We start from the raw sequence: 12848 nt of genomic DNA, 5'->3' as shown, positions 1-12848 counted from the left end.
GGGAGCACGATGGATATACGCAGATTTTTAGAAAAGAATTTTCGCCTATTTACTGGATTACTTGGAGTAAGTAAAGCTCAACCTATCGATGATACAGTTCCTGTCCCACCTCCTGCACCCGGTGTGAATCGGCTATCTGTTCCCCTAAATAAAGAAGAATAGAGAAAGGAGGGGAGCACCATGTTAACGCATATCGTTCCGAAGTTTGAAAAAGGCCGTATTCTTAAAACCGAAATGCTTGAGAACCTGCGAGACTACCCTCGCAGTTTTCTGGATATCCAGTATCAGGATTTTTCAGATGGCATTATTACCGGAATGAACGTAACTGTCGGTGAGACCACGCTGACCATTGGTAGAGGCATCGTGAAGCACAAGGGCAGGCTATATCTGCTGGAGCAGGAGCAGGAAGTGCCGTATGCGGCCACGGGGCAACTGTCGGTGTTGAAGCTGCTCTTTTTGGAGCAAACAGATCGCCCGGATTTCACCGCCCATCATGCAGATATCGTGCTGGAGGATGAGGCAGAGATCGGTCTGGATGAGATGGAGTTGGGCCGATTCAAGCTCAAAGATGGAGCCGTGCTACGCTCGGATTATCAGGATTTTGCTGACATTGCTACTGAATTCAATACATGGAGCGATATTTATGCTCCTTTTGCGAGTTTGAAGCAGAGTACATTGCGCCCGGAAACGATGCGCTACTTTGCATCCGAGCTACTTAAAAGTGGCACATCCGATCCGATGGATTGTATGTTTGCCCTCATATGCCTGAACTCAGAAGCTGTAGATAGGGAGTCCATTCAGCATTACATCGCAAACCGGAATGGTGCGGAATACAGAGATTATTCTCATGCTCAGTTGCATAGACAGCTAGTTCTTATTCTAGAAGGCGCCGGACGTGGAAAACGAACAGCAGGACGTTGGCAGGGCGGCGGAGCCGGACGGATGATTGTGGATTAGAAAATCAGGTAGAGGAGTGTGCATTATGAAATATTTGGATGAAGAAATTGCTAAGCTGGAAAAAGAGCAACGGAACCTACAGATTCTGAATGAACCTTCTATTGATTCTGCAATGAATGATATAGAGCACAAGGAAGAGGAGAAGTGGAAGGCTGAAGATATCATTAAAGAAGTAAAGAGAGGGAGCTTAGACAATGCTGCCCTTCAATTGGAATTTGCAAGGTTGAAAGTAATGCAGACAGGTTTAAGTATAAACTTTCCAACAGATTTCTTTGTCTGCACTCTTGAAACTGATGAGCATATGGTTTTTAGCAATGAAGAACATGAAATTAACGTTATTTTTAATTGGATAGAGGTAAAAGAAAAATTTTCTATGAAGCATATGAAGGATTCTATGCTTCAACAATTTCATGCAATGGAGATGCCGATCAGTTGGATCGAGGATGATACGGTTAATCATGGCCTATTTGAGCCTCATTATTGTCTGTTCACCAATAACGTGGCTAATGGAGTCGTGTTCAATTATTTATGCTTTGTAGAAAAAGGCAACCATCAGCTCATTATTAATGTGAACGGTAGTGATCGGCAACGAAACTTATGGAAGTGGATTACCGAAGGTATGATTTCATCACTGGAGGTGGACAGCAAATGAGTACGTCTATTCTTGCTTATGACAACGTCAAAATAAGTCCTTTTGAGCAGGTGAAGTTAAAAGAGTTGAAAATTATTCATCAAGTGAATGAACACGGCAAGCTTTCCTTTACCGGTACGATCACCGAAGAACAAAAGGATAACTATGTTCACTCCATTCAAGCTCAGGCACCAGTGGAAGTATACCAGGTTTTGGATGGCGGTGGACGGAAAGAGCTGTTTTGCGGATTAATTAGCATAATGGAAATTCAGAAAGTGCTTGATGTGTATTACCTTAAAGTGGAGGCCTATACCTACTCTTATTTATTGGATATGCAAATTAAAACCAGATCCTATCAGAATGCATCAGTTACCTATTCACGTCTGGTTAAAGAAGTTGGTAGGGGATATGACGATTATGATGTTAAATATTCCGCTGACCGTGATGAGAGTATTGGAAATTTTGTTCTTCAATATCACGAAACAGACTGGACCTTTTTAAAACGGATGGCTGCCCGTGTGAACACGGTGCTAATGCCAGTGGGCAAATTTAAAAGCATAAAAACATTCTTTGGCATTCCTGATGATGAAGCAACTGAACGCCTGGAAAACTTTAATTATACCGTCAAAAAGAATTTGTCAGAATATTTGGTGCATTCCAAAAACTATCAGACAGACATTCATGAGACGGATTTTGTGTATTACGAGATTGAAACATATAAAATATTTAACCTGGGCGATGCTATTCGTTTTCAAGATAGGCCATATTTTATCCAGAAAAGTATATCAACGATGGAAAAGGGACTGCTCGTTCACCGCTATACGGTGGCAAGTCGCTTAGGCATTAATCGTGCCAAACCTTATAACGAACGGATACGTGGTGCTTCCATAGGGGGAAGGGTACTGGCGATCAAACGGGATACAGTAAAAGTGCACTTAGAAATTGATAATCATCAGGATGAAGGAACTGCCTACTGGTTTCCATATTCAACAGTGTATGCCTCAGAGGACGGAAGTGGTTGGTATTGTATGCCGGAAAAGGGAGACAGCGTACGAGTGAATTTACCGAGCCAATGGGAAGATGCGGCTTTTGCCCTCAGTTCAGTCAATTCGTACTCGGAGGATTCTGCCCAGCGCGGAAGCACTTCCGGTGTGGGAGGAAGTACATCGGGGGCAAGTAGCGATTCTTCAGGCGATCGAATGTCTGATCCAAATGTACGATATTTCCGAAATCCAGCAGGGATGGAAGTTAAGCTCACGCCAGATCATGTGGAGATTTCAGCTAACGGGGGACAGGCGCTTGTGAAGCTGGAGGCTAGTGGTGCAGTTACAATCATCGGGCAAAAAGAAGTATCACTGCACTCTAAAGAAAACGTAAAAATTAGAGCTGAAAAGACATTGATGATGACCGCGACAGATGAAATTGTAATTGGAAGTGATAAGGGTGGAAAGATCACTCTGGATCAGTCGGGAAATACTAAGCTTGCAGGTACCGAAGTATTCACGAACTAATTTTCTTGTCAGACTGAACTAGCAAGGGAGGTCAATATAAACGATGAAACGTCAGGAAGCTTTATTGCATTTAAGAGAAAATAGTGTCCTGAAATATCGTATAGAGCAGATTACAGCCTTACATGAATACTTGATAAATAATCGTGATGAACTTGCGAGGCAAATTCTTTCTGTTTTTAAGGATAGTTGTATACAAGCTCTGAACCTGCAGAAGAAATGTGATAAAGGAAAGATTCAACATATACATTTTACTTTTTTCAGACATCGCGTGATTAATCATGATGCACGCTGTCGGATATATTTTTATGATCATCAAGGCTATATGGACTCGGTAGAATGCGCGAAGGAATTTGATGCAAACTGGGTATTTAAATTTCTGGATATCTTTGAACGTCAGCTTACACAAGATAGTAAAAAGTATGTCAATAAAGTTTATTCTGCAGATATATCTCAAATAAAAAGAAAAGAAGCATCGTTTTATGTAAACTACATGGCTAACTTGATAAGACATGTCATGAAAGATGCAGTAGAGACAGATGAGTTTTTAGCGTTAGGCAAGGACAGCGAGGTGTATATTCGTGTGGGTGAGTATAAGGATTTTAATGAGCTTGTGTATAAATTTGACTCAAAAGAACAGCAAAGTGCTGAAGTTAGAAGCAGGCTGGACCCTAATGAAAATGATCAATATGCACACGAAAGTTTTAAGAATGTAGACCTCAGTCACATGTATTTCAAGTTAGTTAACTTATGCTACAGCCATTTTTCTAAAACTTCATTGGTAGGGAGTTATTTGGTAGGGTGTCCTCTCATCGGTGCAGATTTCCGTAGTGCTAATCTACAAGAGACCAGCTTGGATTACAGCTTAATCCATGGTGCGGATTTTAGAGGGGCCAATTTATGTAAAGCTCAACTAGAAGAGGTTCAGGGAAGTTTTGTTGTGCCCACAGAAAAGGAATTTCATATTCCCCCGTTTATGGAAACGAACTTTGCTGAAGCCAATTTAGAAGATGCGAGTTTCAAGGGAGCGGACTTGAGGGGTGCTAATTTTAGAGGGGCTTTGTTAAAACAGACGGATTTTTCCCAGGCCAATCTGGAAGGTGCATCGTTCTATCTGAAAGATATTCAATTGTTAAAGTTAAATGATCAGCAGCTTGACGGCATACAAGTATTTTCTAATGACTGATGTTCGCACTATTACTAGACAATGAATGGGTGTGTCAAGGAGGGAAATATGGAGTACTTTATCATTTCACAGGATAAAAGTCTTGAGGATCATCTGATCACATTCGAAGGACTAATAGCCGCCAACTCTACGTTGGAGGTAACAACGGATCAAGCAGACTCGATTAAAGACCTGACGGTTGTATTCGTAAATGGTGATGAAAACCGTGTTTGTCCGGATTTCATTGAACGTCCAGTACTACTCGTATCCGACACGCTAAAAAAAGTGATCTCTATGCATGACGAACATGTGATTTTTAAGTGTGCTGTATTAACAAATATAAAAATGGAAACCCAGAGCACCTACTGGTTGATGCTTGTTGACAGATTGGACTGTTTATCAGATCAAACTGTTTTTGATAAGGCAGGAAGAATACAACATATTGTTATTGATTCGGAGAAGACACGTAGACATGCTGCTTTTCGCATTAAAGGTATTGATGAGATGATGCTTGTGATCAACCTGGACATAACCGAAAGCATACTAAGGAGGGATTTGTTTGGCATGAAAATAGAAAAGGTAGAAACTTACAATGGGAGGTAGTCGCTATGAGTGGAGACCAGAGTTTTGTAGTGCACGGTGCCTTTGCATTTTGTGACCAGGGATCAAGACCAGCGAGAATCATCGTGCCTGCGAGTCATGGGGAATACATACATGAACAGCCTCAACTGAATATTCATGACTTTTTTCCTGAGCAAAATGTTCGTCCCTTTGGAGTGTGCAAGAGTCTCAGTAACCCGGCAGTACAAGCTGAAATGAAAAAGGTGGAAGAAGCCGTCAAGGCCCCTAAACAGGATGTTGGCTGGTTTAAATCATTATTTATGAAAGAAGAAGATATTCCTCTCGAGCAGCTTCCTCCACCAGAATGTGTGGCTATGTGTACTCCTAAAGTAGTAAGGCCTTGGGATTTTGGAAAAGAGGATGTCAAAGTGGGTCCGGCGGATGCGATGTTAAGCGGTTGCTGTAACTCCTGCTTGTTTGGTGGGAATATTTCCATTATTGATAATGGACAGCGCAAATAAGAAAGCCAATGAAGAGAGGAGGTAAGTCGTTATGGAAACCTTTTATGCGGGGTTAATACTGGATTTTCCTTATGACATTCAGAGGATTGAAGAAATAAATTTACTGCATAAAATGAATGAACATGCAGTTCTTCGTTTTAAAGCGATTATTCCTGATACTCAAAGTGAAAGCCTACAGAAAATGAATGTTGATGATAAGGTTTCACTTTTTAAAGCTCACCCGATAAATGCCGAAAAGGAAAATCCACTATTTAAAGGGATGATCAAGCGAGCAGCCGTAAAGTATGTGCAGGGAGTTCATTTTTTAGAGATTGAAGCTGTATCATTCACGTACCAGATGGATTTGGAGTGGAAGAAGCGATCGTTTCAAAACAAGCAAAAAACGTACGGGCAAATTGTAGATAACCTATTGGAAGATTACCCTGGAGCACATTGTTCAGATGAAACAATAGGGAATATTGAGACAGGGCAGTTACTACTACAATATGAAGAGACGGATTGGCAATTCATCAAGCGTATGGCCTCTCATTTAAATACTGTTGTGATCTCTGTTATGTCCGAAGAAACTCCGTCTCTTTTACTGGGCATACCAGAGGGGCAGGAAACTGGTAAGTTGGAAAATGACTCTTATACGATGCAAAGTCGGTTTGGATCAACAACTCAAATGGGATACGAGGCTAATCATACTTTGTTTAGTGTGGAGAGCAGAGTGGCATTAAGGCTGGGAGCACAAGTTGATTTTCAACATAAACCGTATGTTGTATGTGAAGTAGCAGCATCTGTTGTCAAAGGGGAACTGCTATATACATATACCTTAACTTCGCGAAGTACGATCAAAACCAATAAAATAATGAATACTGCTATACAAGGGCTTTCTTTGGAGGGGCGGATCACACAGATATCCCGTAATCAAATCAAACTGCATTTGGATATTGACGCCACAAATGACGATGCAGGTACTTGCTGGTTCCCCTATTCCACAGGTATGGACAATCAAAGTGCCTACATGATGCCTAAGTCAGGCTCTCCAGTCAAGCTTCATTTCCCAACAGCTTTGGAAACAGGAGCTATTGCGGTAAGCTCCGTTCGAAGAGGGGCTGAACAAAGCAAATATAGTCAGAAATCTTCCGATCCTGTTATCAAGTCATTAACCAATGACTCAGATAAAGAAATGAAGCTAACTGGGCAGGATATTGTATTTGCGGCTAATAGTCAGGAAAGCATTAAGTTCCAGCTTACAGGTGACGGAAAGGTAGAAATCCTCTCCGATACGGATATGTGTGTTAAGGCTGCCACGGATTTTAAAATTAATCTTGTTGGTGAATTGCCAGCTCCAAAACAAATTCAATTGACAGCTGGCGAACTCGTTGCAATCTCCCGTAGCCCGGTTGAAGGAGTAAATCCTGAACAGGTGATCTGGATTGAAGACACGACAAACGCTCAAGCCGCCACGATATATTATGAGGGAGAACCAGGTAAAGCACCAGCAGTACAATACGATGATAGTGCTCTAATTGCTCAGGATAAGCAGGTGATGGAACAGGTAAATAATAATGCGGCAGCTAAACGTCAAGCCCTCGTGAATAAGTTGGAGGCAGGCAAGCAAAAAGTAGGCTTTGGAAAAATAGCCATGATTATTGGAGCAGTGGCTGTGGGTGTTGCGGTAACTGTTTTAACAGCGGGTGCAGCCGCTCCTTTAGTTGTGGCTGCTGCCAGTGTCACACTCGCTGCAGGAGCTACAACGATGGTAGTCGCTGCCAGTGAGTCTAGTGAGGGACAGCAGGATATCGCCAAAGCGAGAGTAGGTGATCTCTCTCAATCGTATAACTTCATGCGAGATACCGTTCTGGGAGGAAATCAAGAGTTATATGATGTGGTTAAATATGGGGCCGTAACGGTTTCGGTGGCCGGAGTAGCGTTTCTCACTGGAGGTGCAAGTGCTCTCATTGTTCCTTCCATAGGTGGAGGAATTAATACAGGCATTACGGCTATATTTGATCCTAATGCCCATCCAGGCGAGACGCTCATTGGACACTATATGAACAGCTTTAGTAATGGATTTATCAGTGCAACTGTCGCCGGAAAATTTATGACAGGAGTAAAATGCGGTACAGGTGCTCTAAATATATATTCACGTCTAGTAGCAAGTGGAGTTGCAGCCGGAACGGTTCAAGACGTGATGAATACCGGACAAACAGATCTTAAATCTAACTTGACTCGAAGCGTTGTAGGAGGAGCATTTTCTTTTGCAGGTAATAACAAGATTAGCTCTTATCTATCCTCTGTGGTAGGCGATATGACAGGTTCTATGGCGGATGATTACCGAAAGCATGGGAATGTCAAAGAGTCGCTAACGATAGAAAACTTACAAAAGTCTCTAATATCCAGTATAGGGAATCTTGTTACACGCGGAGATCCGATTGATGTAGTGAAAGGTAGATTTTATTTTACGGCTACAGATATGGTGGTTCAGGATATTGGTCAGATTGAGATGGTCCGAAGTTATACTTCCACCAACTCCATGACAGGCAGCACAGGGCGTGGCTTTACCTTTACCTATGAGAGCTCCATTCGACGGGTGGAAGATCATATCCTGGTCATATGCACGGATGGACATTATGAACATTTTATTGAGCAAGACGGTCAGTGGATTAATGAGATCGGAGGAAAACAGGATTATAACCTCTCGGAGGATTCTGTTACCAAAGAGTATCGCTTAACCGATAAAGAGCGTCGAACTTATATCTATGATCAGTATGGAAGACTACTGAAAATCAAGGACCGCTCTAACAATGAAACGTTGCTGGAATACGATGTGGAAGGATTGTGCAAGTTAACGACCCCGGGTGGTAAGGAGATCACCTTCACCTATTCAGGTGGCAAACTTTATAGCATCACTGATAATATAGGCAGAACAGTGAAGTACGAATATGAAGAGGATTTTCTGACTCGTGTAACGTATCCGAATGCGGGTGTGACGTCATATGCTTATGATGCTGAGGGAAGAATTGAGGCGATCACGGACCAGAATGGACATAGGTATGTCCGAAATCAATATGACCATCATGGTCGGGTCATTAGGCAGTGGGACGCGGACGATCAGGTTACGGATATTGAATACGATGATGCGAAACGGAGAAGTACTTTTACGTATCATGCCACAGGAGTCGTCGAGAATTTTGAATACAATGCTGATGATCTGGTGACGGATACGATCTACAGTGATGGAACTCGTGAGTCTTTTACGTACGATGTGTATCAAAATAAATCAAGTCATACGGATACTATGGGTCACACCACAAAATGGGCATATAATATCTTTGGTAATCTTGCGGAAGAAATCCGTCCAGACGGAACTCGTACTGAGCGTCAATACGACCAGGATCAAAATCTGACTCAGATTGCTGTTAACGGAGTAACAGAGAAATGGTTCACGTATGATGCCGTGGGAAGGCTAATCGAAGAGAAGACCAGTATTGCGGATGGAACGCATGCGATCATTTCTTATATGTATGATCCGCAAGGACGGATATTGAGCAGCATGGATGCACTCGGTCACACCACGGTTTATTCGTACGGAACAGATCATACGGATGCACCGACTCAGGTGCAAGATGCGGAAGGTAATAAATACCTATATACATTTGATGATGCTGCGCGAATGATGAGCATTACCACGGCTTACGGCACGGTAGAGTTTGAATACAATCATTTGAATAAGCGTACACGCATCGTAGATTCTGAAGGCAACACTACATTAATGTTCTATGATAAGATGGGCAATTTGGTCAAAAAAGTGCTCCCTAACGATTATGTCGCCCGTATAGACAATGGCAAAGGCATCGAATATCGTTACGATGCGATGGATCGTCTGGTTCGGATGACGGATCTGGTTCAGAACGTATCCCGTACTCGGTATGACATTAACGGTAACATTTTAAAAGAGATTGAACCGAATTACTATAACCATGTTGAAGATGATGGACCCGGCACGGAGTATGAGTATGATCATCGGGGACGCAGGATCAAGGTAAGGTATCCAGATGGTGGCATCGCTCGCATGAAATACGATGCGAACGGAAATATGATCAAAATGATCTTACCAGAATATTATGATCCGATTATGGATGATGGACCTGGCACCGAGTATGCATATGATGTCATGAATCGTTTGGTTCAGATCACCGATGCAGAAGGTCATGTCAGTCGCCGATTCGTGTATGATCATGCAGGACGTATAATAAAAGCAATAGATGCCAAGGGTTATGTTAGTGGAACAAACGACAGTAAACGTTTCGGCACGCTTTATGTATACAATACGGCAGGTTGGTTAATTGAAAAGCGTGAGCCTGTGGAAGAAGCCGGGGAAGAAAACGTAGTAGAAGCTGTCAGCGCGGGTACCATTCAGTATCGCCTGACCTTGTACCGCTATGACCCAGCCGGAAACCTGCTGGAAGAGAAGCGGACTCAGGAGTATGTCAGCGAAACGTGTTATGCGGAGAACTATCAAAGTGTTCGTTACAGCTATGACCGGAATAACCGGGTGATCGTCATTGCGGATGATACTGGAGCGGAAATTCGCTATACGTACGATGGTCTGAACCAGAAAACGTCGGAAAGACAGAAACTGAACGAGCAAAAGGATCGGTTCATCCGCTACGAATATAACAAAATCGGATGGTTGCAACGGCGTGTAGAAGTATTAAATGCTAATGATCTGACTGATCGTGTACCGGGCTTGGTGAATGCCGTTACATCTTACGGATATGACCGTAACGGCAATGTGGTCGAGATCGTGACCCCGGAAGGGTATCAAACCCAGATCAGCTATGATGCAGTGGATCGAATGGTTCAGATCAGCCGCCGGGAGGGTAAAGACGCCCGGACCAGCAGCGTCTATTTGAAATACGACCGCACGGGTAACGTGATCGAAGAGACGGATACGAATGGCAGCAAGGTAACCTATACGTATGATCCGATGAACCGGCGTATCCGCATGATCGGAAAACGCGGGGGTACGACCCGTCTGTTCTATGACAAGATGGGGAATATTGTGAAACAAGTCACGCCGAATCAGTATGATCCGGCTACTGATGATGGACCGGGGATAACCTTCACCTATGACCGCCTGAACCGGTTAATTGAAGTGGCTGATCCGTATGGTCAGATCATGGAACGTAGCCGATATAATGAGTTTGGTGAACTGGTCAGCAAAATGGAGGGCGGCGTTGGAGTAGAATACACGTACACCCTTGGTGGCCGAGTGAAGCAAGTGCTGGCACCAGCGATGGCAGGACAAGGCATCGTAAAGCAAGAATATATATACGATGCGGCAGGTAACATTACTGGCATTCGAGATGGTGAAGGCCATCTGACCCACCATACCGTAGACGGCTGGGGCAAGATCACGGCCCTCCGCAAAGCAGACGGTAGCACGGAGCATTACCGCTACGACTATGCGGGGAATATCGTCAGCTCGACGGACGGAAACGGTCAAACGACGCAGTATGACTACAACAGCTTGGGCAAGCTGTCTGCTATACAAGATCCGGGCCAGCAGAAGATGCTGTATCAGTATGACACCGAAGGCCGCTTGGCCCGCCAAACGGACCGTAACGGCAAGGTCATAGAGTATGCGTATAACTTCAATGACCAGTTGATCAAGCGGCGTGAGATGTCGAGTGGCATGGAAGAATCCTATATGTACCGGGAAGACGGCCTGCTGCAAACAGCGGCAAACGAGCATACGCGATATGATTATACGTACAATGAAGATGGTTTGCTGACGGGCAAATATATGAGCAGCAGCAGTGGAAATATGAGCGCAGCGTTTGCCAGCCTGATGAATAACAACGCGGCAGAAGATCGTGGGTCAGGCCGTAAAATACTGGCTTATGAATATGATGCGGAAGGTCAAATGACGGCTCAGACCGATGCCGGAGGCAGAACAACCGAATATCGGTATGATTTGGTTGGGCGTGTCTCCGAAATCCGACAGGATCAAGAACTGCTGGCGAAGTATGGATACGTACACGGCAACCGTGTGGCTTCCATTCTATATGGTAACGGCATTGAGATGGCATATGACTATGGTACGGATGGAAATGTCTCGAAGCTGCAAGCGCAATCGCCGGACGGAAGTCCGCTTCTACAGCACCGTTATGAATATGATAACAACGGTCACCAGATCGCCCGGGACGAAAACGGAAAACGAACGAAGTATCGCTACGACGCCATAGGGCAACTGGTGGAAGCCGAATACCCGGGATGGGGGACGGAACGTTTATCCTATGATGCGGTGGGGAATCGGTTAAGTCGGATGTGGAACGACCACAAAGCGGGCTATACGTACGATTCACGGAACCGTCTGCTGTCGGTTTTGGAAGAGGCGCTGGGTGAAGGTTCGAATCAAGAAGCGGGATCGCGAGGGCAGCAGACGCGTTACGAATATGATGCGCAAGGGAACCTGCTGCGAGAGCGAAGCGGACAGGAAAGTATCTCATATGCCTACGATGCCTTTAACCGAACGGTGAAGGCAGAGAAGTCGGATGGCAGCTATATCCGTCATCTATATGATCCGGAAGGACTTCGTAATGGCGTAGAAGAGAATGGCACGCATCGTCGATTTGTGTATGACGGCTGGTATATGGTGAACGAGCTGGATGAGGAAGCCCGAGTCCAGGCCTCATTTGTGCGCGGACATGAGTGGTTGGCCCGGGTGGACGATGTAGGGAATCCGTCTTATTATGTAAATAACACACACGGGGATGTCCTGCATCTGACCGACCGTAAGGGCAGGGTACAGAACAGCTACGCATACGATGCGTTCGGGAATACACTGTCGATGGCAGAGCAGATCGAGAACCGCTTCCGCTATGCGGGAGAGGCGTGGGACACTGTAACGCAGCAGTATTATCTGCGAGCGCGTTTCTACAATCCGGCCATTGCCCGCTTTACGCAGGAAGATACGTATCGCGGAGATGGATTGAATCTCTATGCGTATGTGGGGAACAACCCGATCCACTACGTGGACCCGAGCGGGTACATGAAGGACTGTGGTGAAAAAGGGAATGTTTATGAAGGTAAGGACTCTTCAAATGAAATACTTTTCGGACAAAAGCGTGTATCTGACACTTTCAATATGAATAGTGGGGCCCCAGAATATATTGTGGGCAGAAAGCTTGCGGATGTTGCTGAAGATTTAAGAACAGGAGTATTGCATTCGGACCAATTTGAAGTCAAATACTTTATTGATCCAAAAACGGGGAAAAAGGTTGCTGAGAGCAATAGAACCCTCACTGTATTGAGTATGGCTGGTATAAAACCAACTAAAACAAAAGAAATAATACCGGATAAAGCCATATTAAATCGTTTGACAGAGGCTCCAATAAGACAACGCGGTCAAAAATTTGAGATGCCGGGTAGAAGTATTCCGATAACTCCTGGCCCTAAAAATCTCGAAATAATAGACATAGTCACACTTCCGGAGTAGTAATTGAAAGGAG

At 44.2% G+C, this 12848-nt stretch carries 8 protein-coding genes; all 8 read left to right on the top strand.

Annotated elements, in window-relative coordinates; genetic code table 11:
- The first annotated feature begins 9 nt into the window (after positions 1 to 9).
- From AC5ELV_RS13485 to AC5ELV_RS13450, 8 genes are read left to right on the top strand one after another with little or no spacing between them, the layout of a single operon-like run.
- Positions 10 to 162, top strand: a complete 153-nt coding sequence (locus tag AC5ELV_RS13485) for a hypothetical protein (RefSeq protein WP_493430613.1) — start codon at positions 10 to 12, stop codon at positions 160 to 162.
- An 18-nt stretch (positions 163 to 180) separates the two neighbouring features.
- Positions 181 to 957 (top strand): DNA and RNA helicase, encoded by a 777-nt coding sequence (locus tag AC5ELV_RS13480; RefSeq protein WP_493430612.1) that lies wholly within the window; start codon positions 181 to 183, stop codon positions 955 to 957.
- Between the two features lie 25 nt (positions 958 to 982).
- The gene (locus AC5ELV_RS13475; protein ID WP_342426855.1) at positions 983 to 1609 is read left to right on the top strand and encodes a hypothetical protein; all 627 of its coding nucleotides are present in this window, start codon (positions 983 to 985) and stop codon (positions 1607 to 1609) included.
- Entirely contained in the window at positions 1606 to 3099 is a 1494-nt protein-coding gene (locus AC5ELV_RS13470; RefSeq protein ID WP_493430611.1) for a phage baseplate assembly protein V, read from the top strand. The genes AC5ELV_RS13475 and AC5ELV_RS13470 overlap by 4 nt, the downstream gene beginning before the upstream one ends.
- 43 nt (positions 3100 to 3142) lie before the next feature.
- A complete protein-coding gene (locus tag AC5ELV_RS13465) occupies positions 3143 to 4282 on the top strand; it encodes a pentapeptide repeat-containing protein (RefSeq protein WP_493430610.1) in 1140 nt (379 codons plus the stop codon).
- A gap of 48 nt (positions 4283 to 4330) precedes the next feature.
- Entirely contained in the window at positions 4331 to 4864 is a 534-nt protein-coding gene (locus tag AC5ELV_RS13460) for a hypothetical protein (RefSeq protein ID WP_342426852.1), read from the top strand.
- A gap of 5 nt (positions 4865 to 4869) precedes the next feature.
- Positions 4870 to 5343: a DUF4280 domain-containing protein gene (locus AC5ELV_RS13455; RefSeq protein ID WP_342426851.1), complete on the top strand. Its 474-nt coding sequence runs from the start codon at positions 4870 to 4872 to the stop codon at positions 5341 to 5343.
- A gap of 31 nt (positions 5344 to 5374) precedes the next feature.
- Positions 5375 to 12835 (top strand): RHS repeat domain-containing protein, encoded by a 7461-nt coding sequence (locus AC5ELV_RS13450; protein ID WP_493430609.1) that lies wholly within the window; start codon positions 5375 to 5377, stop codon positions 12833 to 12835.
- Positions 12836 to 12848 lie beyond the last annotated feature (13 nt).

The organism is Paenibacillus sp. NMA1017 (genome assembly GCF_058895805.1).
The sequence above is the reverse complement of the archived record's forward strand: the minus strand, read 5'-3'. Positions and strand labels throughout refer to the sequence as shown.